19 protein-coding genes and 1 tRNA gene are annotated in these 23,325 nt (G+C 72.1%); 12 read left to right on the top strand and 8 right to left on the bottom strand.

The features are described 5' to 3' along the window. The first annotated feature begins 4 nt into the window (after positions 1-4). The 6 genes from CAP_RS08545 to CAP_RS44020 all read left to right on the top strand — a co-directional run bounded on the left by CAP_RS08545 (position 5) and on the right by CAP_RS44020 (position 7,190). Complete coding sequence (locus tag CAP_RS08545; protein WP_044238541.1) at positions 5-1,360, top strand: family 2B encapsulin nanocompartment shell protein; 1,356 nt, start codon at positions 5-7, stop codon at positions 1,358-1,360. Positions 1,361-1,541: 181 nt separating this feature from the next. Next, on the top strand, positions 1,542-2,726 hold the full coding sequence (locus CAP_RS08540) for a thiolase family protein (RefSeq protein WP_044238319.1): 1,185 nt from the start codon (positions 1,542-1,544) through the stop codon (positions 2,724-2,726). Between the two features lie 13 nt (positions 2,727-2,739). Beyond that, complete coding sequence (locus tag CAP_RS08535) at positions 2,740-3,603, top strand: MBL fold metallo-hydrolase (protein ID WP_044238537.1); 864 nt, start codon at positions 2,740-2,742, stop codon at positions 3,601-3,603. A 25-nt stretch (positions 3,604-3,628) separates the two neighbouring features. Further along, positions 3,629-4,078 carry a hypothetical protein gene (locus tag CAP_RS08530; protein ID WP_044238318.1) on the top strand — a complete coding sequence of 150 codons (450 nt, stop codon included), beginning with the start codon at positions 3,629-3,631 and terminating at the stop codon, positions 4,076-4,078. After that, positions 4,075-5,541, top strand: coding sequence for a hypothetical protein (locus CAP_RS08525; protein ID WP_156040607.1), 1,467 nt, complete (start codon positions 4,075-4,077; stop codon positions 5,539-5,541). Before CAP_RS08530 ends, CAP_RS08525 begins: the two co-directional genes overlap by 4 nt. Before the next feature lie 191 nt (positions 5,542-5,732). Further along, positions 5,733-7,190 carry a Kelch repeat-containing protein gene (locus CAP_RS44020; protein WP_052374511.1) on the top strand — a complete coding sequence of 486 codons (1,458 nt, stop codon included), beginning with the start codon at positions 5,733-5,735 and terminating at the stop codon, positions 7,188-7,190. A gap of 73 nt (positions 7,191-7,263) precedes the next feature. On the opposite strand, the gene CAP_RS08515 is transcribed toward CAP_RS44020, so the two are convergent. Next, a complete protein-coding gene (locus CAP_RS08515) occupies positions 7,264-8,907 on the bottom strand; it encodes an AMP-binding protein (protein ID WP_044238316.1) in 1,644 nt (547 codons plus the stop codon). 144 nt (positions 8,908-9,051) lie between these two features. Then, entirely contained in the window at positions 9,052-10,689 is a 1,638-nt protein-coding gene (locus CAP_RS08510) for an AbgT family transporter (protein ID WP_044238314.1), read from the bottom strand. Positions 10,690-10,874: 185 nt separating this feature from the next. Here CAP_RS08510 and CAP_RS08505 point away from each other — a divergent pair. The 3 genes from CAP_RS08505 (at position 10,875) to CAP_RS08495 (ending at position 13,339) form a co-directional block, all read left to right on the top strand. After that, a tRNA-Cys gene (locus CAP_RS08505) sits at positions 10,875-10,949 on the top strand. A gap of 99 nt (positions 10,950-11,048) precedes the next feature. Next, positions 11,049-12,683: a glycosyl hydrolase family 28-related protein gene (locus tag CAP_RS08500; protein ID WP_044238312.1), complete on the top strand. Its 1,635-nt coding sequence runs from the start codon at positions 11,049-11,051 to the stop codon at positions 12,681-12,683. A gap of 194 nt (positions 12,684-12,877) precedes the next feature. Then, entirely contained in the window at positions 12,878-13,339 is a 462-nt protein-coding gene (locus CAP_RS08495) for a hypothetical protein (protein WP_044238310.1), read from the top strand. A gap of 48 nt (positions 13,340-13,387) precedes the next feature. Here CAP_RS08495 and CAP_RS08490 read toward each other — a convergent pair whose 3' ends face one another. Further along, positions 13,388-14,278 (bottom strand): FHA domain-containing protein, encoded by an 891-nt coding sequence (locus CAP_RS08490; protein WP_197041074.1) that lies wholly within the window; start codon positions 14,276-14,278, stop codon positions 13,388-13,390. Positions 14,279-14,559: 281 nt separating this feature from the next. On the opposite strand from CAP_RS08490, the gene CAP_RS08485 reads away from it, so the two are divergent. Next, positions 14,560-17,160: an SUMF1/EgtB/PvdO family nonheme iron enzyme gene (locus tag CAP_RS08485; RefSeq protein ID WP_231511217.1), complete on the top strand. Its 2,601-nt coding sequence runs from the start codon at positions 14,560-14,562 to the stop codon at positions 17,158-17,160. Here the strand turns inward: CAP_RS08485 and CAP_RS44015 are convergent, their stop codons facing one another. Beyond that, complete coding sequence (locus tag CAP_RS44015; protein ID WP_052374507.1) at positions 17,161-17,808, bottom strand: sugar phosphate isomerase family; 648 nt, start codon at positions 17,806-17,808, stop codon at positions 17,161-17,163. 234 nt (positions 17,809-18,042) lie between these two features. Next, positions 18,043-19,071, bottom strand: coding sequence for a hypothetical protein (locus CAP_RS08475; RefSeq protein WP_156040605.1), 1,029 nt, complete (start codon positions 19,069-19,071; stop codon positions 18,043-18,045). Positions 19,072-19,167: 96 nt separating this feature from the next. Between CAP_RS08475 and CAP_RS08470 the strand changes: the two genes are divergently transcribed. Then, positions 19,168-20,457 carry a class I SAM-dependent rRNA methyltransferase gene (locus CAP_RS08470; RefSeq protein WP_044238303.1) on the top strand — a complete coding sequence of 430 codons (1,290 nt, stop codon included), beginning with the start codon at positions 19,168-19,170 and terminating at the stop codon, positions 20,455-20,457. A 55-nt stretch (positions 20,458-20,512) separates the two neighbouring features. On the opposite strand, the gene CAP_RS08465 is transcribed toward CAP_RS08470, so the two are convergent. From CAP_RS08465 to rd, 3 genes are all read right to left on the bottom strand, one after another. Further along, positions 20,513-21,265: an SDR family oxidoreductase gene (locus CAP_RS08465; protein WP_044238300.1), complete on the bottom strand. Its 753-nt coding sequence runs from the start codon at positions 21,263-21,265 to the stop codon at positions 20,513-20,515. A gap of 80 nt (positions 21,266-21,345) precedes the next feature. After that, positions 21,346-21,924 (bottom strand): TetR/AcrR family transcriptional regulator, encoded by a 579-nt coding sequence (locus CAP_RS08460; RefSeq protein WP_044238295.1) that lies wholly within the window; start codon positions 21,922-21,924, stop codon positions 21,346-21,348. Positions 21,925-21,980: 56 nt separating this feature from the next. Next, positions 21,981-22,148, bottom strand: coding sequence for a rubredoxin (gene rd / locus CAP_RS47000; protein WP_063748658.1), 168 nt, complete (start codon positions 22,146-22,148; stop codon positions 21,981-21,983). 117 nt (positions 22,149-22,265) lie between these two features. Between rd and CAP_RS08455 the strand changes: the two genes are divergently transcribed. Next, the gene (locus CAP_RS08455; protein ID WP_231511213.1) at positions 22,266-23,279 is read left to right on the top strand and encodes a hypothetical protein; all 1,014 of its coding nucleotides are present in this window, start codon (positions 22,266-22,268) and stop codon (positions 23,277-23,279) included. The last annotated feature ends 46 nt before the right edge of the window (positions 23,280-23,325 follow it).

The raw sequence follows: 23,325 nt of genomic DNA, 5'->3' as shown, positions 1-23,325 counted from the left end.
GCAGATGAGCCTGAGCACGGCGGCGGCGCGCAATCTTGCGACGACCACCAAGTCCGAGCCGCAAATGCAGGGGATCACCCCGCGGTGGCTCCTCAAGATGCTGCCGTGGATCCAGGTCTCGGGCGGCACGTTCCGCGTGAACCGCCGGCTCACCTACGCCGTCGGCGACGGGCGGGTGTCGTTCACCAGCACCGGGGCCAAGGTCCAGGTCATCCCCATGGAGCTGACCGAGCTGCCGCTCCTGCGGGGCTTCGAGGAGGCCAGCCTGCTCAACACGCTCGCGGAGCGGTTCGTGCAGCGCCAGTACAAGGCCGGTGAGCTGATCGTCGAGGCGGGTCACTCCGCCGACAAGGTGGTCCTCATCGCCCACGGCAAGGTGAACAAGATCGGCAAGGGCAAGTTCGGCGACGAGACGGTGCTCGACGTGCTGGCCGACGGGGATCACTTCGGCGACCAGTCGCTCGTGGAGTCCAACGACACCTGGGGCTACACGGTGAAGGCCGTGACCCCGGTGATCGCCATGGAGCTGCCGCAGCGGGTGCTGGAGGAGCTGGTCGCGCAGTCGTCGGCGCTGAAGGCGCACGTGGATCAGTTCGTGGAGAGCCTGAAGCGGCCCCAGGACAAGCAGGGCCAGGCCGCGATCGAGCTGTCCGCCGGTCACCACGGGGAGCCCACCCTGCCGGGGACCTTCGTCGATTACGAGCTGTCCCCCCGGGAGTACCCGCTGAGCGTCGCGCAGACGGTGCTGCAGGTGCACACCCGCGTGGCCGACCTCTACAACGATCCGATGAACCAGCTCCAGCAGCAGCTCCGCCTCACCATCGAGGCGCTCCGCGAGCGGCAGGAGTACGAGATGCTCAACAACCGCGAGTTCGGTCTGCTCAACAACGCCGATCTCAAGCAGCGCATCCACACCCGGAGCGGGCCGCCCACGCCCGACGACCTGGACGAGCTCCTCAGCCGCCGCAAGAAGACGCAGTTCTTCCTGGCCCACCCCCGCACCATCGCGGCCTTCGGTCGGGAGCTGAACAGCCGGGGGCTCTACCCGCCGTCGATCGACATGAACGGCCACAAGATCCTGACCTGGCGCGGGCTGCCGGTGCTGCCCAGCGACAAGATCCCGATCAGCCCCGAGCGCACCAGCTCCATCCTGGCGATGCGCGTGGGCGCCGAGGATCAGGGCGTGATCGCGCTGCACCAGACCGGCATCCCCGATGAGGTGGAGCCGAGCCTCTCGGTGCGCTTCATGGGGATCAACGAGAAGGCGATCCTGTCCTACCTGGTCAGCGCGTACTACTCGGTGGCGGTCCTCGTCCCCGACGCGCTGGGCATCCTGGAAAACGTCGAGATCGAGCGCTGAAGGCCGCTCCGGCGAGCCCGGGGTCTCCCCTCCGGGCTCGTGGGAACGCGCGCAGACACGGCGCAGACACGGCGCAGACGCGTGCAGACGGCGCGTCCGCTTGCCTCGGACGCGCGGCGGGATTACCTCCAACGACCGAACGCCAGATCGCTGGCGGTCCAACCTTCGTCGGAGCATCACCATGACCCTGCCCGTCCCCGTGTACATCGTCGCTGCCACCCGTACGCCCATCGGCGCGTTCCAGGGGGCGCTCTCCTCGCTGACGGCGCCCCGCCTCGGTGCGGCGGCGATCGAGGCCGCGCTGCAGCGCGCCAGCATCCCCGCGGACGCCATCGAGGAGGTGTTCATGGGGAACGTGCTCTCGGCAGGGATCGGGCAGGCGCCGGCGCGCCAGGCGGCGATCTACGCGGGGATCCCCAACAAGGTGCCGGCGACGACCGTGAACAAGGTGTGCGGCTCGGGGCTGCAGGCGGTCGTCTTCGGGGCGAAGACCATCGCGCTCGGCGACGCCGACCTGGTGGTGGCAGGCGGCATGGAGTCGATGTCGAACGTGCCGTACTACCTGCCGCAGGCGCGCACGGGCTACCGGATGGGGAACAACCAGGTCGTGGACGGGATGATCCACGACGGCCTCTGGGACCCCTACGGCAACTTCCACATGGGCGTGGCCGGCGACAAGTGCGCGAAGGAGCACGGGTTCAGCCGGGAGGCGCAGGACGAGTACGCGAAGGAGAGCTTCCGGCGGGCGCTCGCGGCGCAGAAGGAGGGGCTGTTCGACGCGGAGATCGTGCCGGTGAGCGTGCCCCAGAAGAAGGGCGACGCGGTGACGGTGACGCTCGACGAGGGCCCCCCCGGCGGCAAGCCGGAGAAGTTCGCGTCGCTGAAGCCTGCGTTCCAGAAGGAGGGCACCGTGACGGCGGCGAATGCGTCGTCGATCAACGACGGCGCGAGCGCGCTGATCCTGGCGAGCGAGAAGGCGGTGAAGGAGCGGGGCCTGACGCCGCTCGGGCGGATCGTGGGCTACGCAGGGGCAGCGCAGGCGCCCGAGTGGTTCACCACGGCGCCGGCCGCGGCGATCGCCAACACCACGAAGAAGCTCGGGATCACCACCGACCAGATCGACCTCTACGAGATCAACGAGGCGTTCGCGGTGGTGGCGATGGCGGTGAACAAGCTGAGCAACCTCGACCCGCAGAAGGTGAACGTGCGCGGCGGGGCCGTGGCGCTCGGTCACCCCATCGGGGCGAGCGGGGCGCGGGTGCTCACGACCCTGCTCTACACGATGAAGGACCAGAACAAGAAGCGGGGCCTGGCGACGCTGTGCATCGGCGGCGGCGAGGCGCTGGCGCTGGTCGTCGAGCGCTGAGACGATGGGCGCGGTGAACCGGCCGCGCCCCGTGGCGCGCGGGGTGGACCTCTTCCCCGCGCGCACCCCCACCCTGCCCCCCGCGACCCACACCAACAGCTACGCGCTCGGCGAGCGCGAGGTGCTCCTCGTGGAGCCCGCGACGCCCCACGAGGACGAGCAGCGGGAGTGGCTCGCCTGGGCGCGCGGGATGGCGTCCGCCGGGCGGAAGCTCGTGGCGATCGCGCTGACGCACCACCACGTGGACCACGTGGGCGGGGCGGCGTTCTTCGCGGAGGCGCTGGGGCTGCCGGTGTGGGCGCACGCGGAGACGGCGGCGCGCTTGCCGGAGATCCCGGTGACGCGGTACCTGGTCGACGGCGAGGCGCTGACGCTGGCGGGGCCCGAGCCACAGCGGCTGCAGGTGCTGCACACGCCGGGGCACGCGCCGGGTCACGTGTGCCTGTTCGACGAGGACGGGGGGGCGCTGGTGGCCGGAGACATGGTGGCCAGCGTGGGGACCATCCTCATCGCGCCCGGGGAGGGGGACATGAAGGAGTACCTGGCGCAGCTCGAACGGCTCGCGGGGCTCGGGGCGAGGGTGGCGCTGCCCGCGCACGGGGATCCGATCGAGGCCCCCGAGGCGCTGTTCAAGCACTACGTGGCGCACCGGCTCCTCCGGGAGGCGCGGGTGGTGGCAGCGCTCGCGGGGCGGGGCGGGGTGGCGGCAGGCCTGGACGCGCTGGTGGCCGAGGTCTACGCGGACACGCCACGCGAGGTGTGGCCCCTGGCGCGGCTCAGCCTGGAGGCGCACCTGCTCAAGCTGGAGCAGGACGGGAAGGCGCGCCGGGACGCGGAGGGGCAGTGGATGCTGGCAGGACCGCGGCTGGTGACGTGAGCGGGCGCCGTGAGAGGATGGGGCGGTGCCCGTCGCACGTCCGACAGTCTGGCTCTCGGTCTGCGTCCTGCTCGGCTACGCGGTGACGAGCCGGGTGGTCGAGGATCTGTATCCCTTCTCGACGTTCTCGATGTACGCGCAGCACGGGGGCACGGCGGTGTCGCGGATCGTGGCGCGCACGGCGGATGGGCGGGTCCACCCCGTCCGGGCGTTCGTGGACTGGTCGTGCGACGGGGCGCTGGATCTCTCGCCTGCGCGCTGCGGGGAGCCAGGGTCGTTCGACTACACCGGCTATCTGGATGCGGAGGACGCGGCCCACCTGGAGGCCGCCCACCTGGAGGCCCACCACGCGCCAGGCGTCGGTGAGCCGGTGGAGATCGTGCGGCGCGTCTGGAAGCTCGGGGAGGTCGCGGGGCCACCGGGTATCGAGGATTGTCCGCTCCACCGCTGCCGCGCGAGGCTGGCGTCGCCGTGAGCGGGAGCCCGGACCGGGGCAGGAGCGAAAGCCCCTATCAAGGCTGCTCGCGGGCGCCGCTGCGGGTGGTGCTCGGCCTGGTGGGCATGATGGATGCGGTGGTGCTCGGCGGCACCGTGGCGCGGGCGGGTGGGCTGTCGGAGGAGGCGCCGCGGCTGCTGCGCTGGCTCGCGGGGGCGCCGGCCGCAGCGCTGGGGGTCGCGGGGGTCGCGGTGCTCGCGCTGGTGGCCTTCGTGCGGGGGGTCCGTCCTCTGCTGGCGGGGGCGGTGGCCCTGGTGGCGCTGGGGTGGCTCGTGGAGACGGTGGCGGCGCTCGAAGAAGGGCCGAAGCGGAACTTCTTCCTGAGCGGGGCGATGCTCCTCGGCTGGCTCGCGGGGCTCGTGTACGCGCGGGGCCTCGGTCCGGAGATGGGCCGGCCGGTGAGGCGGGTGCTGCCCGAGGAGATCTTCGCGGAAGCCGGCGCCGCCGCGGCGCTCGCGGCGACGTACGTGAACGGGGCGCTGAGCAAGCTGCTCACGGGCGGGTGGGGCTGGACGGACGGGGTGGCCCTGCGCGCGCTGGTGGTCACCTCCACGCTGCACGCGGAGGGCGAGGGCTGGCTCGCGGCGTACGGGCGGGTGGTGGTGGAGCAGCCCCTGCTGGCGCAGGCGCTGGCCGGGGCGGCGTTGCTCATCCAGCTCGGGAGCGTGTTCCTGCTGGTAAACGCCCGGATGCGGGTGCTCTGGGGGACGCTGCTCCTCGGCTTTCACCTCAACGTGCTGCTGCTGACGGGCATCCATTACGGGTCGGCGATGGTGCTGCTCCTGGCGTGGTCGTATCCCTGGCCGCGGCTCGTAGGCTGGCTCGGGGGGCGGCGCAGGCGAGGGGCGGGTAACGGCGCAGGCGACGACGCGGGCGACGACGCAGGCAATGGCGCGGGCAACGGCGCGGGCAACGGCGCGGGCGAGGAGGCCGGGGATCCGCCGCTCGTGGGTGTGGAGCCGGCCCGGCAGCGGCGGGTGCGGCTGGGCATGGTTGGGGCTGCGCTGGTGGTGCTGGGCGGGCTGGGGGCGATGAGGATGGCGGGAGGGCTCGGGGGGCAGCTCCGCGCGGCGGAAGGAGGGACAGCGGGGCACGCGCGCGGGGAAGCACTGAACCGGGTAGGGCCGCTCGCCGTGGGCGATGCGCTGCCTGGAGGGTTCCGGATTGCCCGGCTGGAGCGCGGGCCGGAGGACATCGCGATCCACCTGGTGCAGGCCTCCGATGGGCACGCGGCGGCGACGTTGCGGCTGAAGCCTTCACCCACAGGCGTGGATCGCGGTCCCTTCGATGCAGGCACCGCCGAGCTGCTCTACGACCGTGGAGCGCAGGTCTCGCTGGAGGCGCTGCTCCCGGCAGGGCGAGACGTCGCGCGCAGGGTGCGAGAGGCGGCCGGAGGGCCCGACACGGCGCCGATGGTGGCGACGTGGATGGCCACGCGGTGATCCGGTCCGGGGCCTTTCGGCGGAAGACCGGCATACGCGTTTCGTGATTTTCTTTTCAGGATTCTCCTTTTTTGTGATGGTCCTAACGCGTCCCGTCACGCCTTCGCCACGGCGATCGCCCCGCATGCCGGCGGGGTGAAGCCGAGGCGCTGGGTTCATCGAGGATCCTGGATCACCCGAGGAGAGGCACGATGCGTAACATCCATCCGCGCGCGCTGGTTCTGTCGTTCACGTGGTCGCTCGCAGCGTCCGCGCTGGCCGCACCGGCGCTGGCCGCGTGGGAGACCCTGCAGCTCCCCACGCTGCACGCCCACCACATGGCGGCGGCGCTGCCCGACGGGGAGGCGCTGTTCTTCGGGGGCCTCGATGCGAACGGCAGCGACATCGGGACGCAGGCCACGCGCTTCACGCCGTCCACGCAGGCCTGGACCTCGCTCGCGCCCTCGGCCGCGGTGCACTGGGACGAGCCCTCCACGGTCCTCGCCGACGGGCGGGTGCTGCTCGTGGGGGCCTACGGGGAGAGCGAGATCTACGATCCCGCGACAGACACCTGGACGCCCGTGCCCGCGCTGATGGCCGAGTTCAGGGGCAATGGGACGGCCACCACGCTGCCGGATGGCGACGTACTCATCGCCGGTGGCTCCGCCGACTTTGACATGAGCACCACCGCCATCCGGCTGGACCTGGAGACCCTCACCCTCGTGAGCACCCTGCCTGCCGCGACGAGGGCCGGCCACACCGCGACGTCCTTGAACGATGGGCGGGTGCTCATCGCGGGCGGGAGGCGCTGGGAGGGTGACAACCAGGCTCCCCAGACGGATGCGGAGATCTACGACCCCGCCGCGGGCACCCTGACCCCTGTGGCCGCGATGCACGGCGCGCGCGAGCGGCACAACGCAGCGCGCCTGCCGGATGGTCGGGTGCTCGTCGTCGGCGGGGTGGGCCCGAATGCGGACGGCTCCATCACGGAGGAGGAGGCGGAGATCTACGATCCCGCGACGGACACCTGGACGCTGGCCGCGGCGCCGCATGTCTCGTTCCAGGCGGCGGTGTCGACGGTGCTCCCGAGCGGGCGCGTGCTGATCGCGGGCGGCGAGGGATCCGATGGGAGCGGGGCCGGCGCCGCGCCTCAGGCAAGCGCGGAGGTCTACGATCCCGCGACGGACACCTGGACGTCACTCCCGCCCATGTCGTCGCCGCGGGTGTACCACACGGCGACGTACCTGGCCGGCGCCGGCCACGGGGTGCTGATCACGGGCGGCGAGGAGGCCTCGTTCAACGGCGGCGCGGCCATCGGGACGGCAGACTTCCTCGCGCTCGGGGTGGCGCCCAACGGGGAAGCCTGCGCCATTGGCGATGAGTGCGTGAGCGGCGCCTGCGAGGATGGGGTGTGCGTCACGCCGGATCCTGGCGGCGAGGGCGGCGGGGGCAGCGGCGCAGGTGGAAACGGCGCGGGCGGAGAGGGTGCTGGCGGAGGCGGCGAGGGCGGCAACGCGACAGGTGCTGGCGACGGCGGTGGGACCTCGGACGACGACGAGGGCTGCGGATGCACCGCGGTGGGCACCGGGGCGGGTGCAGGCGCTGGCTGGCTCGGCGTCGCAGCCGTGGCGCTGCTCGGCCTGTGGCGGCGCCGGCGCGCGGTGGGCTGAGCCGGGGCCGAGCCTGGGGACAGGTGCCGGCGGGGTGGGGTGGGACAGCGCGAACCCCCGCCGGGCCAGGCTCTCAGGCCATCTTGATCTGCGCGGCCTTGCCGAGGCCCAGCTCGGCGGTGGACAGCTCGCGCATCCGGTACTTCTGCACCTTGCCGGTGACCGTCATCGGGAACTCGTCGACGAGCTTCCAGTGGCGGGGGATCTTGTAGGTCGCGATCTTCCCCGCGCAGAAGGAGGTCAGCTCCTCGGGCGTGACGGTGGCGCCGGCGCGGACGCGGATCCAGGCCATGACTTCCTCGCCGTACTTCTCGCTGGGGACGCCGATGACCTGGGCTTCGCTGACGGCGGGGTGGGTGTGGAGGAACTCCTCGACCTCGCGGGGTGAGATGTTCTCGCCGCCGCGGATGATGGTGTCCTTGATGCGTCCGACGATGTTCACGTAGCTCTCGGCGTCCATGGTGGCGAGGTCGCCGGTGTGCATCCAGCCGGCAGCGTCGATGGCGGCCTTCGTCGCCGCCTCGTCGTCCCAGTAGCCGAGCATCACGCTGTAGCCCCGGGTGCACAGCTCTCCCGAGGTGCCCCTGGGGACGACGGCGCCCGTGGCAGGGTCGACGACCTTGACCTCGACGTGGGGCTCGACGCGGCCCACCGTGGAGACGCGACGCTCGATGGAGTCGGTGCGCGCGCTCTGGGTGGAGCCGGGCGAGGTCTCGGTCATGCCGTAGACGATGGTGACCTCGCGCATGTGCATCTGGCTGATCACGCGGCGCATGATCTCCACGGGACACGGGGAGCCCGCCATGATGCCGGTGCGGAGCGAGCTGACGTCGAACTCGGCGAAGCGGGGGTGGTCCAGCTCGGCGATGAACATGGTGGGCACGCCGTAGAGCGAGGTGCAGCGCTCGGCCTGCACGGTCTCGAGCACGGCGATGGGGTCGAACGCCTCGCCCGGGATCACCATGGTGGCGCCGTGGGTGGTGCAGGCCAGGTTGCCGAGGACCATGCCGAAGCAATGGTAGAAGGGGACGGGGATGCACACCCGGTCGTCGGGGCCGTAGCCCAGGGCCTCGCCGGTGAAGTAGCCGTTGTTGAGGATGTTGTGGTGCGAGAGGGTGGCGCCCTTGGGGAAGCCGGTGGTGCCCGAGGTGTACTGGATGTTCACCGGATCGTCGAACTGGAGGGAGCGCTCCCGCTCGGCGAGGACGGCCTCGTCGACGCCCCGACCGGCGTCGAGCAGCGCCGCCCAGTCGTCCTCGAAGGTGAGGGCGAGGCGGAGGTCGGGCAGGTTCGGGCGGACCTCGGCGAGCATGGCGACGTAGTTCGCCTGGCGAAAGCCGCGCGCGAGGAAGAGCACGCCGACGCCGCACTTGCGGAGGGCGTAATCGAGCTCGGTGGTCCTGTAGGCGGGGTTGATGTTGACCAGGATCGCGCCCGCGCGCGCCGCCGCGTACTGGAGGACGACCCACTCGTGGCGGTTGGGAGACCAGACGCCGACGCGGTCGCCGCGCTTGACCCCGGAGGCGATGAGGCCCCGGGCGACGTCGGTCGTGGCCTGCCACAGCTCACGCCAGGTGGCGCGGTAGCCCTGGGAGCGGACCACGAGCGCCTCGCGGTCGCCATGGGCCTCCACCGTGCGGCGCAGGTTGTCGCCGATGGTCTCGCCGAGCAGGGGGGTCGCGCTCGTGCCGTGGGCGTAGGAGAGGGACGCGGTCATGAACCGCAGGGTGCCATATCCGGCCGCGCGCGGGGGGCGCCACGCAGGAGCGAAGGTGACGCGGCTGCGCGGCGCGCGACCTCCGTGCGGGGTCCGAGGCGCACGCTGACCGTGCCGTGGTGAGCGTGCCCGGGGGCAGGCGGCTCACGGTCCGGGGGCGAGGAGGGCGGGGGGAGGACGCGCCGGCGTGTAATGGATCGGCGCTCCCGGGCCCCAGGGGAGGTCGAGGACGATCCAGACCACCATCATGGCCGTCCAGGCAATGCCGAAGGCAATGCTGTAGGGGACGGTGGCCGAGAGAATGGTGCCGAGGCGGCAGCGCGGGTCGTAGCGCTGGGCGTAGGCGAGGATGAGCGGGAAGTACGGCATGAGGGGCGTGACCGCATTGGTGAAGGCGTCGCCCACGCGGTATGCAGCCTGGGCCGTCTCGGGGGAATAGCCGAGCAGCATGAGCATGGGGACGAAGACCGCCGCCATGACCGCCCACTTCGCCGAGGCGCTGGCGAGAAACAGGTTGAGGATGGCGCTGAGGAGCACGAAGCCCACGAGGAGGGGGATGTCGGTGAGCCCCAGGCGGGACAGCGCGCCGGCTCCCTTCACGGCGAGGATGAGGCCGAGGTTCGACCAGGAGAAGTAGGCGACGAACTGCGCCGCGACGAAGGCGAGGGCCACGTACCCGCCCATGGTGCCCAGGGTGGCCGCGATCATGCTGGCGACGTCGCGGTCCGAGCGGATGGTCCCGGTGGTCACGCCGTGGGCGAGGCCAGGGAGGAAGAAGGCGAGGGTGATGAGCAGGACGATGCTGTCGAAGAAGGGCTTGAAGCCACCCTGCGGGTCGCGAAGGAAGCCATGCGCGGGAATCACCAGGGCGGCGAGGATGGCGAGGTAGGCGAGGAGCACAGCGCCAGCGACGAGGAGGCCGCGACGCTCGCGGGGAGCGAGGCGGGCGAGGGCCGGGGGGTCGGTGGAGGGCGCGGGCGGCGCTGGCGGCGAGGCCGTGTCGGGCGCGGGCGGCGGCGTGAAGGCTCCGAAGCGCGGCTCGACCCAGCGGGCATTGACGAAGGTCCCCACGGCGGTGAGCAGGAAGGTGGACGCGTTCATGAAGTAATAGCTGGCGGTGGCCTCGACGCGGTAATGGGGGTCGACGAGCTGGGCTGCCGATTCGGTGAGGCCGGCGAGCAGCGGGTCGAGCGATGTGATGAGCACGTTGGCGCCGAAGCCTCCGCAGACGCCCGCGAAGGCTGCGGTGAGGCCCGCGAGGGGATGCCGGCCGAGGCCCGCGAAGAGCATGGCGCCGAGGGGAGGCAGGACCACGATGCCCGCGTCGGCGGCGGCGCTGCTGTTGACGCCCGCGAAGAGGAGGGTGGCGGTGAGCGCCCAGGGAGGGACGACGGTGACGAGCTGACGAAGGGCGGCGTCGAAGAGGCCGCTGCGCTCGGCGACGCCAACGCCGATGACCGTGACGAGGACGGTGCCGAGCGGGGGGAAGGCGGTGAAGTTCTTGACGGCCTCGGTGAGCATGCGGCGGAGGCCGTCGGGGCTGGTGAGGTCGACCGCGCCGATGGCCGCGCCGGTGCTGGGGTGGGTGACGACGACACCGGCCCGGGCAGCGAGGGCCGACGCCACCACGACGAGCGCGGCGAGGAGGAGGAAGAGGGTGAGGGGGTCGGGCAGGGCGTTGCCGATCCGCTCGACGGCGTCGAGGGCCCGGTCGGCGAGGCGGCGGCGCGGCGGGGGGACCGGGGGCCCGGGGGACGCGGCCTCGGAGGCGTGGGGCTGCACGGGGCGAGCATGCCGGGGAGCGCCGCGGAAGTCAGGCGTCGGTGCGCGAAGGATCGGGGGGCTGGCGTCCTTCCGCAGCCTCCACGCAGCCTCCGCAGGCGACGTCGCCGGCCGCGAGGATTCTCGACCAAGGGGGCGTTGACAAGGGAAGCGAGATGGGGCAGAAACGCGCTCGATTTCCGCTCGGTGAGGTAGCCAAGTGGTTAGGCAACGGTTTGCAAAACCGTTATACGCGGGTTCGAATCCCGTCCTCACCTCCAGCCTTTCTGGCGTTGCTCACGATGCCCCCGCGGCCTCGTGAAGGACCACGCCGAAACCACGGCCTGAAGCACCACCTGGTGTACGCTGGCAGCCTTCCCATGCGTACGCTCCTGGCTGGGCTGCTGCTCACGCTCGCGATGACCGGCTGTGCCTCCGAGGACACGCCGGACTCGATCGTCAAAACCGACGAGGAACCCGGGAAGACTCCGGAGCTGCCCTGGCGCAGCGCGCTCTACGCCGAGGACTGGACGCCCTCGGCCACGGATGCCGAGGGCCACTTCCTCCACGACTTCTCCTACGCAGGCTACCGGCAAGGCACCGTCGCGCCGGGCGCCCCCGCGGATGCGGCGGTGTTCGACGTGGTGGGCACGTACGGCGCCGACCCCGCGGGTGCCACCGACGTGACGGCCGCCGTGCAGCAGGCCATCGACGACGCCTCCGCGCAGGGCGGCGGTGTCGTCCATTTCCCCGCGGGGCTCTACCGCGTGGAAGGCGTGCTCTCGGTGATCGCCTCGGGCGTGGTCCTGCGCGGCGAGGGCCCCGAGGTCTCGCGCCTGTACTTCACGCGCAGCGAGGGGATGAGCGACACGGCCCACCTCACCTTCGCCGGAGCCCCCACGAGCGATCTCGACGTGCCCCTCCGGCGCGACGGCGCCCCCCGCGAGGACGTGGTGGAGGTGGACGACGCAGGGGACCTCGCGAAGGGCGACGATCTCGAGCTGGGCTGGGTCATCTCCCCGGCGTTCATCGACGAACACGGGATGGCTGGCACGTGGGAAGCCTTCAACGACACCTGGCAGCCCTTCTTCCGGCGCACGGTCATCGACGTGGATCGCTCGGCCTCACCGCACCGCGTGGTCCTGGACGTGCCCCTGCGGTATCCGGCCAAGGTGCGGGACCTCGCGAGCCTGCGGCGCGTCAGGGGCCTCGTGCGCGCGTGCGGCGTGGAGTCGCTCGGCGTGTCCACCGCCGTCGGCTGGGACGCGGCGTGGACCGCAGCGCGCACCCACGCCATCGCCCTGCGCAACGTGGCCGACTGCTGGATCCGCGACGTCGCCTCGTTCCCCTCTCCCGCCGCCCCCGAGAGCGGCCCCGGAGCCGGAGCGCACCTGATGTCCGGCGGCGTGCTCCTCGCCGACGCGAAGCAGGTCACCGTGGCCGACACCCACCTCGGCTTCGCGCAGAACCGCGGCGTCGGCGGCAACGGCTACCTCTTCGAGGTGCAGCGCGGCGGCGAGATCCTGATCCGCGACAGCCAGGGCGAGGCCGGGCGCCACAACTTCATCCAGAACTGGGGGTTCGGAACCACCGGCTGCGTGCTCCTGCGGGTGGAGAGCCGCGGCGGCGCGGCGATGCTCGACAAGGACGAGTCGCTCGACCTCACCGGCATGTCCGAGTTCCATCACTCCCTGGCCATGGCGAACCTCGTGGATGCCTCGCTCTTCGACGACGGCTTCTCCATCGTGAACCGCAACGAGGAGAGCACCGGCGCCGGGCACACCGGCACCCAGAACGTGCTCTGGGGGCTGCGCGGCGAAGGGGTGGTGCGCTCGCTCCAGTTCGGGGTGGGTTACCTCATCGGGACCCAGGGTCTGAGCACGGTGCTCGAATCGCCCTTGCCCATGGGCCAGGGGACGGAGCCCGTCGACTGGTCCGAGGGGCTGGATCAGGGAGCGCTGCTCGAACCCGCCTCGCTCTACGAGGACCAGCTCCGGCGGCGCCTCGACCGCTGAGACGCTGAGACGCTGAGACCGCCGAGGTGCGGAGCGCCTGCCGCACCCGCGGCTCCGCAGGTGGGGGGTGCGGCAGCCGGTCCGCGGCCCATTTCCCCGCAGATCACGGGCTTCCTGGGGGCCGGAGGCGTGGCACGCTCCCTGCTTTACCCTCACCCGAACACGCAGCGAAGACCGCTGCAAGGAGCGTCATCATGTCGAGCATCCGCGCTGTCGTCCGTTCTCTCGCCGTCGCCCTGACCTTCGCCGTGGCCGCAGCGCCGGCCGTCGCGATGGCCGAAGGCAAGAGCGCTCCGGCCGGTGAGAAGGGCGGAGAGCACGGCAAGCACAAGGGGGACAGGAAGCGCGAGGAGATCCAGTTCCCCGTCACGGCCCAGAAGTTCCAGGAGATGGTCGAGAAGCGCCTCACGAAATCGCGCGACCGCCTGAACCACATGATGGAGAAGCGCAACGTCCCCGAGGCGACCCGCGCTCAGGTGCGCAAGGAGCTGGACGCTGGCGCCGCCGCGATCCGCGAGGCCGCCAAGAAGGCCGGCGCCGATGGGACGGTGACCCGCGAGGAGGCCAAGCAGGTGAAGGACCTGGCCAAGGACCTGAAGAACAAGGCCAAGGCGAAGCTCGGCATCTCCAAGGAGAAGCGCGGCACCCAGGCCTGAGCACGGGCCGTCTGGACACGGCGGGGGCGCGGGCCCCTGCCGCATGCCTCATAGCGGTCGGATCTCCACCCGGTCCGTCGCGAGGCGGATCTGCCGGGTGGTCGGGCGCCGCTCGAAAAGCGCGCCAGCGTTGAGCACCCCGGACTCCGCGAACTGCTGACGGGAGCGGTAGATGGCCATGTTGACCCGGTCGGGCTCCACCCCCAGCATGGCCGCCACATCGTCCACGTAGAGCCACCCCTTCTCGGCCTCGGGCGTGCTGGCGTCCTCCTTCGCCGAGAGCCGCGCCCGCGCGAGCGTCAGCAAGAACTCGTGATGCACGCGCGCGCTCATGTCGATGGTCTCCGCCCCGTGCACCAGCGCGAGCTTCACGTACTCGCCGTCCCGGCTCACGTGAAAGAGCAGCGTCAGCAGCCCGATGAGGCGCGGTGAGCCGAGATCACGGTGCGTGGTGGGCACGACGCCGCCCGGAAAAGGTGGCGGCACGCTGAGGATCCAGGTGCTCCCCGAGCAGGTGAGCGTCTCGCCGTCGACCGCGGGCCGCGCAGGACCACCCGCCTCCACCAGCCAGCGCCCCTTCTCGGCCTCGAAGATGGAGATCTCCGGATCGTCCGCGCCCGGCAGCGCCAGCAGGCCTTTCTCGGCCACCTGCACCGCCTCGCCACCCACCCGCCCCACCCGTCTCGCGCTCGCCACCGGCGGCAGCGCGTCCACCAGCACCCAGCGATCCGCGTCGCTCCCGAAGGACATCCGGACGCCCTCCTTGAGGAGGATCCGCTCACCATGCGCCGCGCGCCGGCCCTCCACGAACGTCCCGTTGCTGCTGCCGAGGTCGCGCAGCTCCCACCGTTCCCCGCTCCAGAAGACCGCTGCGTGCTCGGCAGACACGCGCGGATCCTCCAGCCTCAGCAGACAACCAGGAGCCCGTCCGACGACCACCCGGGCGGAAAGCGTCCGGCTTTCCTGGGTCGCTTCACGCTTCAGGACGCCCACACTTCCAGGGTAGGATCCCTGCCAGAGGGTGACAATGGGCGCCCTTCCGGGGCAGGCGAGAGTGGGTCATGAGCTCGACAGCTCGGGGAACGGCGGACACGCCAACATTACCGGCAGACCGGGATCGACGCCCCGATCCGCCGAGAGCCCCCGACCGCCCGCCGCTACCTGGAACGTCTGCAGCGCGTGCAGCGCCGCGAACGCCCGAACCGCGGGCCGCCGACAGCGTGACTAGCGCAGCGCGTCCTCGCGGCGTCCCGCTCAGCGATCGCTACGAGGATCTCGGACGCATCGCCCGCGGCGGCATGGGCGACGTGCGCCGCGTGCATGACCACATCATGCAGCGCACCCTGGCGATGAAGATCCTCCCCTGGGAGATGCTCGACTCCCCGCGCGACCGCGCCAGGTTCCTGAACGAAGCGCGCATGACCGCCGCGCTCCAGCACCCCGGCGTCATCCCCGTGCACGACTGCGGCGAGCTCCCGGATGGTCGCGTCTGGTTCACCATGAAGGAGGTCCGTGGCCGCACCCTGCGCCAGGTCCTTGAGGACCTGCACGGCCCTTCGAACGCCGCCCTCCAGATCACCGCGCGCGCGTCCCCCCTCGACCCGCGGGCCCCACGAGCCCCGCGAGCCCCTTCGGAGAGCGCCCCGCCTCCCCAGCCAAACGGCCCCTCCGCCCCTGCGCTCCGCCGGGTCGTCGACCTGTTCCTGCGCGCCTGCGAGGCGGTCGCGTACGCGCACAGCGTGGGCATCGTGCACCGCGACCTCAAGCCCGACAACATCATGATCGGCGAGTTCGGCGAGGTCCTCGTGCTGGACTGGGGCCTCGCCAAGCGCGTCGGAGACGGCCACTCCGACCACCCCGCGCCGCCCTCCGCGGAGCAACCTGCGGCCATCACCTCCCGCGACGGCCAGCCCCGCGACGGCCAGCTCACCATGCTCGCGCCCATGTGCCAGGACGACGCCGGCGACGACTACGCCCAGCTCACCCTCCCTGGCGAGATCATGGGCACCCTCGCGTACATGCCCCCCGAGCAAGCGCGCGGCGAGCTGCGGCGCATCTGCGCGGCCACGGATGTCTACGCCCTCGGGGCCGTGCTCTACGAGCTGCTCGCCGGCCGCCCCCCCTTCACCGGCAGCTCCGCCGCCATCTGGGCAGCGCTCCTCTCGGGCCCGCCCCCGCCCCTCGAAGAGGTCACCTCCGCCCCGCCCTCGCTCGAGCTCTCCGCCGTCTGCGCCCGCGCCCTCTCCCGGGAGCCCCATGACCGCTTCCCCACCGCTGGCGCCCTCGCCGCCGAGATCCGGAGCTGGCTCGACGGCGCCCACCGCCGCGAGCGCGCCCTCACCATCGTCGCCGAGGCCCAGGCCGAGACGCCGCGCATCGCCGCGCTCCGCGCCCGCGCAGAGACCCTGCGTGCCGAGGCCAGGACCCTGCTCGGACAGCTCCGCCCCTACGATCCCTCCTCCGCCAAGGCCACGGGCTGGCGCGCCGAGGACGAAGCCGAGCGCCTCGAAAGTGAGGCCTCCGTCGCGGAGCTGGCCTGGCTCCAGACCCTCCGCGCCGCGCTCAACGAGGCCCCCGACCTCCCCGAGGCCCACGAGGTCCTGGCCGACCACTACCACCTCCGCCTCCTCGCCGCCGAGGAGGCCCGCGACGCGCGCGCCGCCGCCGGCTACGAGGCCCTCCTGCGCCTCCACGACCGCGGCCGCCACGCCTCCGTGCTCGCCGGCGACGGCGCCCTCACCCTGCTCACCGACGCTGCGGGCGCCGAGGTCACCGCCCACCGCTACGTCGAGCGCGACCGCATCCTCACCCCGGAGCCCGCGCACGCGCTCGGGCGCACCCCCCTCCGAGCGGCCTCCCTCCCGCGCGGCAGCTACCTCCTGTGCATCCGCGCCCCCGGCCGCGAGGAGGTGCGCTACCCCGTGCTCATCGGCCGCGGCGAGCACTGGGACGGCACCCGCCCTGGCGACACCGCCCCGCACCCCGTCCACCTGCCCCGCACCGGGGACATCGAGGCCGACAGCGTCTACGTGCCCGCCGGCTGGTTCGTCTCCGGCGGCGACCCCGAAGCGGGCGAGAGCCTCCCCCGGCGCCGCCTCTGGGTCGACGCCCTGATCGTGCAGCGGCACCCCGTCACCAACGCCCAGTACCTCGACTTCCTGAACGACCTCCTCGCCCGCGGCGCCGAGTCTGAAGCCCTCGCCGCCTGCCCCCGCGCCCCCATGGGCCGCGTCAGCCATGGCGAGGACGCCCTCGCCTACGAGCGCGACGCCGACGGCCGCTTCCACCTCCCCGCCCACGCCTCCCCCGCCGAGCGGCGCTGGCCCGTGGCGTTCGTCGACTGGCGCAGCGCCACCCGCTACGCGCGCTGGATGGCCGAGCGCACCGGCAAACCGTGGCGCCTCCTCGGCGAGCTGGAGTGGGAGAAAGCCGCGCGCGGCGTGGATGGCAGGTGCATGCCCTGGGGCGACCACATGGAGCCCACCTGGGCCTGCATCATCGGCAGCCATGAGGGCGTCGCGGGCCGCGCCCCGGTGGACGAGTACCCCATCGACGCCAGCCCCTACGGCGTGCGCGGCGTGACCGGCAACGTGCGCGACTGGTGCGCCAACGTCTGGCGCCACGAAGGACCGGTGGTGGAGGGTGGGGTGGTGCTGCCGGACGTCGCCGCGCTGGGCGACACCGACCTGCGCGCGGTGCGGGGAGGGGCCTGGATGAGCCCCCCCCCGCTATGCCGCCTCGCAGGGCGCTTCGCGACCCCTCCAGGGGACCGCTACGGCGGCATCGGCTTCAGGCTCGCGCGATCGCTCGTGGGCGCCTGATCAGGCCCCGCCGTGCGCGTAGTACCAGTCGCCTTCCTCGATGTCGTTGGGGTCGACGCTGGGCCCCTCCTCCGCGTTCGTCACCAGCGAGAAGGAGAGGCGCTCCGGCGTCACGTCGAAGATCGTGCCGGTGTTGCTCTGCTTGTACCAGGTGATCGCGCGCAGGTTGTCGTCCTCGTCCTGCTCGATGAGCAGGCCGATCTGCTTGTTGTCGTCGTCCGGGTCCGTCGCCTTGTAGAGCCGGGCCTGGACCTCCGTCGGCGTGTAGGTCCCCGACGTCCACCCGCCGGTCCCGATGGCCTGCGTCCAGGAGAACGCCAGGTCGAGGCTACCGACGAACGACGCGATCTGCATGCTCCCGAAGCTGCCGGACTCGGAGCCCATGTCCAGGCTCGTCACGTCGCCGAGCGACACCAGCGACGACGCGTACCAGTACTCGGTGTTGCTCGCGTAACTACCCACCGCCAGGTTGTTGGTGATGACCACCTTGATGAACACCGACACCCCGACGTCGAGCCAGACCTCGGTGATCTTGTTCGCGTCGACCGGGATCTGCCGGGCGTACACCCGCTTGCTGGGTGTCTGCCCGTCGCCCTGGATGGAGCGGAAGGAGCTGGAAGGGGTGGGCGTGGAAGAAGGGCTGATCATTGGGACACACCTCTCGTGATGCGCCTCGTGGGCGCGAGGATGGTTGCGTGAACCCCGCCTCGGCGCTGCCGGCCGCGCCGCCGCGTGAACACTCCCAACTCGTAGTTCGCGAAAACGCGCTACGCAATTTCACGCTCTTTCACGCCATAACAGCCTCTAACACCGGGCCATACACATATGGTCACGGCCCCCCGTCTCCCCTCCCCTTTCCCCCTCTCCCAGCGCTTCACGACCTCACGGATCTGCACGAATCAACACGTAATTCAGCGCGTGCCAGAAAGGCCCGTCCGGCAATCCGGGCGCGGCGCCCACCGCCACCAGCACTGCCGCGCCCCCGTTGTCGAGCACCTCTGGACCGAGCCCGCTCCGGTCCCGCACCTCGCTCAGCGGCACCGACGAGGTGGCGTTCGAGGTCTGCCCCGGCGTGTGGGTCCTGATCTGCGCCGTCGTGTCCAGGTCCGTCACCGTCAGGGTGGTCGTCGGCGGAAAAGGCTCCGCCGCCCCGAAGGTCAGCCCCGGCGCGAGGAGAAAGCCCGACAGGTCCGCGGGACCGCTGGCGAGCCGCACGTCCACCTTCGGCATGGCCACGCTCGCGTGCACCACCTGGAACGAGACCCTGTCCGGCCTCGTCAGCCGCGACATCGGCGCCGCCACCAGGCTCACCGTCGGGTTGTCCTCCGTGTACGCCGACCCGCAGGCCAGCACCTCCGCCGGATCGGTCTGCCCTGCCCCCCCGAGACACCCTGCGGGCACCAGTACCAGGCTCCGCTCCGCCTCGAACACCGCCCCCGGCACCACCGGCAGCGCCGCCACCTGCACCACCGCCTGATCCTCCCCGGCGAGCGCCAGGATCTCCGCGCAGTCTCGCCCCACCGTCGCCCCGAGATCCCCCGCCACCACGTGCACCTGCACATCGACCCCGGGCGTCACCACCCCCTCGTCCGCGCCGATCACCACCCCCTTGCCGAACGCGAGCCCCGCCGCCCCGCTCGGCCACGGCAGCACCCCCACCCCATCCCCCGGGTACGGCACGAAGCACAACCGGATCGCCTCCCGGTCGTTCACCCCGTTCACCACCGTCAGCGCAGGCGGCCCCGGCGGCTCCACCACCCCGCCTCCCTCCCCTGCCCCACCGGCGCCCCCCTCCCCGCCAGCGCCCCCGGCGCCGCCCGTCGACGACGTCGTGCTCGTCGTCGTCTCGCCCGGCGCGAGGTAGCTGCCATCGTCACAGCCGGCCGCCCCGGCGAGCACGAGCGCGCTCACCGCGGCGCCCATCACCGTCAGGACAACCGAACCCAGCGAGCAAGAACGGGGGAAGCCACGCGCCACGCCCTCAGCTTACCGTGCTACGCGGGCCCCATGCTGATCCAACTCACCCCGCCCGCCGCCGCCGCCGTGCGCCGCGGCCACCCGTGGGTGTTCCGCGAAGGCATCGCCTCCCGCGAGGGCCGCGGCCCGCAAGCCTCCCAGCGCGCGCGGCAGGACACCCCCGACACCCGCAACACGGGCGACACCCGCAACACAGGCGACGTCGTCGACCTTGGCGAGGGCAAGACCTTCATCGCCCGCGGCCTGTGGGACGCCGACTCCCCCATCGCCGTGCGCATCTTCGATCGCACCCCCGGCCGCGCCCTCAACGCCGCCGCCATCGCCGCCCGCATCGAGCGCGCCATCACCCTGCGCGACACCTGGTTCCCGGACGACACCACCACCGCCTACCGCCTCTGCAACGGCGAAGGCGACCACGTCCCCAGCCTGGTCATCGACCGCTACGCCCACGTCGCCGTCCTCCGCCTCGATGGCGGCCTCCTCGTCCCCTGGCTCGACCGCCTCGTCCCCCGCATCGCCAGCGTCCTCGGCCGCCGCGGCGTCCGCACCCTCGGCCTGCGCGCCCTCAGCGACGACGCCTCGCGCACCTCGGGCACCTCGACCACCTCCAGCGCCGCCGCCGCCTCCTCCGAGGCCGGCAAGAAGCTCACCCACCTCCACGGCCCGCCCCTCCCCGACCGCATCGTCGTCCGCGAGTCCGGCATGGCCATGGAGGTCGACCTCGCCCGCGGCCAGAAGACCGGCGCCTTCCTCGACCAGCGCGACAACCGGGCCCGTGTCCGCGCCCTCGCCCGCGGCCGCGCCCGCGCCCTCAACCTCTTCAGCTACGCGGGCGGCTTCTCCCTCGCCGCGGCCCTCGGTGGTGCCGGCCGCGTCACCTCCGTCGACTCCGCCGCCGCCGCCCACGCCACCGCCCAGCGCAGCTTCCGCGAGAACGGCCTCGACCCTGCCGCCCACGAGTTCGTCACCGCCGACGCCTTCGACTTCCTCGACAAGGCCCACGCCCGCGGCGACCGCTGGGACCTCATCGTCTCCGACCCCCCGAGCTTCGCCCCCAGCGAGCGCGCCAAGCCCCGCGCCCTCGCCGCCTACCGCAAGCTCCACGGCGCCATCGCCCGCGTCCTCGAAGGCGGCGGCGTCTTCTGCGCCGCCTCCTGCTCCAGCCACATCACCGCCGAGGACTTCGCGACCACCCTCGACCACGCCGCCCTCGCCCGCGACGACCTCCGCCTCTGCGCCCTCCACGGCCAGCCCCCCGACCACCCCACGCTCCCCGCGTGGCCCGAGGGCCGCTACCTCAAGATGGCCGTCCTCGCCTGAGTCTCCACGAGGGGACTCGCGTCCCCTCGCCCCGCCGGCCTGACCTTCTCCCGCATCACACCCGCGTCATCCCCCCGTCGACCACGATCTCCTCGCCCGTCATGTACGAGGCATCGTCCGACGCCAGGAACAGCACCGCCCGCGCGATCTCCTCCGACGCCCCCAGCCGCTTCTGCGGGCTCCTCTCCCTGAGCCGCTGCTTCGTCCCCGCGATCACGTCCGCCGCCCCCCCCGACTTCTCGATGATCCCCGTGTCTGTCGGCCCCGGGCTGATGACGTTCACCCGCACCCCCTGGTCGGCAAGCTCGCTCGCCGCCGTGCGCCCCAGCGACCGGAGCGCTGCCTTCGACGCCCCGTAGGCGCCGGAGCCGGGTGTGCCCATCGCGTTGGTGATCGACGAGTTGAGCACCACCGCGCCCCCCGCCCTGAGCAGCGGCGTCGCGGCCTTCAGCGCGAGCCACGCCCCCTTCACGTTCACCCTGAACGCCTCGTCGAACTGCGCCTCGTCGAGCGTGGCCAGCGTCCCGTGGACGAGGATGCCCGCGTTCAGAAACAGCACGTCCAGCCCCCCCAGATCCTTCTGCACCCGATCGAACAGCGCCTCGATCTGCGCCCTGTCCCCTGCGTCCGACTGCACCACCTCCGCGATCCCCTCGAGCTCCGTGCGCGCCGCCTCCAGCGTGCGCGGGTTCGACCCCGTCACCAGCACCCGCGCCCCTTCCTCGTGGAACAGCTTCGCCGTCGCGAGGCCGATCCCGCTCGTCCCGCCCGTGATGACCGCAACCTTGCCTTCCAGCCTCTTCGCCATGACGCACCTCTTTCCGGACCATTTGGTCCAATTTAGAGCAACCAAACGGCCCCTCTCCGGTGGAGAGAGGCCCGAGCCTCTCAGTCGAGCGCTTGCAGCGTGATGCGCACCATGTCGCGCAGCGCCTGCGAGCTGGGATCTACCGTGGCAGACACCCTGAGCCCGATGAGCGCCGACGTCAGGAAGCGCGCGAGCGCCCGCGTGTCTTTCGAGGCCGCGATCTCGCCTTGCGTCCGCGCCCGCTCCAGCGCGCGGTAGAACGTCTCCTCGAGGCCGCGCTGCCGCGCCACGAGGAACCTCGCGACCTCCGGGTCGTGCGGCGCGAGCTCCACCGAGGCGCTCACGCCCAGGCACCCCCGCCGCTTGTCTCCCTCGCTCTGATCGACGATCGCCTCGAACATGTCGCGGATCGCCCGCCGCACGGAGGGCGCCGTGTCCAGGCAGGAGTGCACCGCCCCGACGCCCTGCTCCGAGTACCGCTTCAGCGCCTCCAGGAACAGCGCGTGCTTGTCGCCGAAGGTGTCGTAGAGGCTCTGCCGCGCGATCCCCATCGCCCCGAGCAGGTCACCGAGCGAGGTCGCCTCGTACCCCTTGGTCCAGAACACGTGCATGGCCCGGTCGAGCGCCTGCTCCCGGTCGAACTCTTTCGTGCGGGCCATGCAGGCACTCTAGCAATCCAGACCGAACAGTCAAGAAAGCTCTCTCGCCCCCCCGCTCAGTCGTCGATCGCCTCGAAGTCTTGCTTCGTCGCCCCGCACGCCGGGCAATACCAGTCCTCCGGAATGTCCTCGAACCGGGTCCCCGGCGCGATCCCCGAGTCTGCGTCCCCGATCGCCGGGTCATAGATGAACTCACACACCGTGCAGCGATACTTCTTCGACATGCGGGGGACCCTCCTGTGCCCCTGACGGCCGCGACGGTACCACGATGCCGCTCCCCCATCCCACCGCCCTCCGCTCGGTGATAGGCTCCCCCGCGAGTGCTTCTATCCCGCGTTCGCTTGGTCCACGTCGGCCCCTTCGAAGACCTCACCCTCTCGCTGGAGGACGACTCCGGCGCGCCACGACGCCTCGTGGTCCTCTTCGGCGGCGAGGGCGTCGGCAAGACCTCGGTCCTCGGCGCCGTCGCCTCCACCCGACCTGGCCACGCCACCGCCCAGCTCAAGCCCCGCGCCGACGAGGGCCAGCTCTCCTACGTGGTCACCGACTGGTTCCTCGGCCTCGACGACCCGGCCCGCCTCCATCCCCTGCGCATCACCAGCCCCAACGCCCGCCTCGACGAAGCCGAGGACGCCGCCCTCCTCCGCCGCCGCGAGCAGGCCCACTTCGAGCGCCGCGCCCAGGAAGGCGGCTACGTCCTCGTCTCCTTCTCCGGCGCCCGCTGGTTCTCCCGCTCCGGCGTGGTCCTCTCCACCCCCGAGCGCACCATCCTCCGCTACGACGTCCGCGCCACCGCGAGCTTCGACGACGCGACGCGCACCGACCTCACCCGCGAGACCAAGCAGGTCCTCGCCTACACCGCCATCGCCGCCGCCCTCGCCTCCGGCAGCCGCTACGAGCTGGTCGACACCGCCTTGCGCGAGGTCCTCACCGTCCTCCTCGACGGCTCCGGCGTCACCTACCTCGGCCTCGACCCTGCCCGCCTCGAACCCATCTTCACCATCGCCGGTGGCCGCCGCGTCGAGTTCGAAGACCTCGGCCGCAGCGACCGCACCCTGATCGCCATCGGCGCCCTCACCCTCCGCGCCCTCGCCGCCGCGCACCCCACCGTCTCGCCCCGCGACGCCGAGGGCGTCGCCCTCATCGACGACATCGACGCCCACCAGCCCCTCCACCGCCAGCGCAGCCTCGCGAACCGCCTCCGCCACGCCCTCCCGCGCGTGCAGTGGGTCCTCACCACCGCCTCCCCCGCCGTCGTCTATGGCTGCGACCTCGCCGACGTCATCGCCCTCCGCCGCGAGCCCGACTCCGGCCGCGTCGAGCTGCACGAGGGCCCCGACGCCGTCATCCACTGACGCACCGCTCCGCCACGCGACGCTGGCAGCGGACCCGCGCCCTCGT

It is taken from the genome of Chondromyces apiculatus DSM 436 (assembly GCF_000601485.1).
Taxonomy (GTDB): domain Bacteria; phylum Myxococcota_A; class Polyangia; order Polyangiales; family Polyangiaceae; genus Chondromyces; species Chondromyces apiculatus.
This window is presented reverse-complemented; position numbering and strand designations above follow the sequence as displayed.

What these genes read in the sequence shown, in the direction of transcription:
- CAP_RS08460 (WP_044238295.1), bottom strand. Translation starts at nt 21,924, where the DNA reads ATGGCCCGCACGAAAGAGTTCGACCGGGAGCAGGCGCTCGACCGGGCC.
- CAP_RS08470 (WP_044238303.1), top strand. Translation starts at nt 19,168, where the DNA reads ATGCTGATCCAACTCACCCCGCCCGCCGCCGCCGCCGTGCGCCGCGGC.
- CAP_RS08465 (WP_044238300.1), bottom strand. Translation starts at nt 21,265, where the DNA reads ATGGCGAAGAGGCTGGAAGGCAAGGTTGCGGTCATCACGGGCGGGACG.
- CAP_RS44015 (WP_052374507.1), bottom strand. Translation starts at nt 17,808, where the DNA reads ATGATCAGCCCTTCTTCCACGCCCACCCCTTCCAGCTCCTTCCGCTCC.
- CAP_RS08500 (WP_044238312.1), top strand. Translation starts at nt 11,049, where the DNA reads ATGCGTACGCTCCTGGCTGGGCTGCTGCTCACGCTCGCGATGACCGGC.
- rd (WP_063748658.1), bottom strand. Translation starts at nt 22,148, where the DNA reads ATGTCGAAGAAGTATCGCTGCACGGTGTGTGAGTTCATCTATGACCCG.
- CAP_RS44020 (WP_052374511.1), top strand. Translation starts at nt 5,733, where the DNA reads ATGCGTAACATCCATCCGCGCGCGCTGGTTCTGTCGTTCACGTGGTCG.
- CAP_RS08495 (WP_044238310.1), top strand. Translation starts at nt 12,878, where the DNA reads ATGTCGAGCATCCGCGCTGTCGTCCGTTCTCTCGCCGTCGCCCTGACC.
- CAP_RS08540 (WP_044238319.1), top strand. Translation starts at nt 1,542, where the DNA reads ATGACCCTGCCCGTCCCCGTGTACATCGTCGCTGCCACCCGTACGCCC.
- CAP_RS08545 (WP_044238541.1), top strand. Translation starts at nt 5, where the DNA reads ATGAGCCTGAGCACGGCGGCGGCGCGCAATCTTGCGACGACCACCAAG.
- CAP_RS08515 (WP_044238316.1), bottom strand. Translation starts at nt 8,907, where the DNA reads ATGACCGCGTCCCTCTCCTACGCCCACGGCACGAGCGCGACCCCCCTG.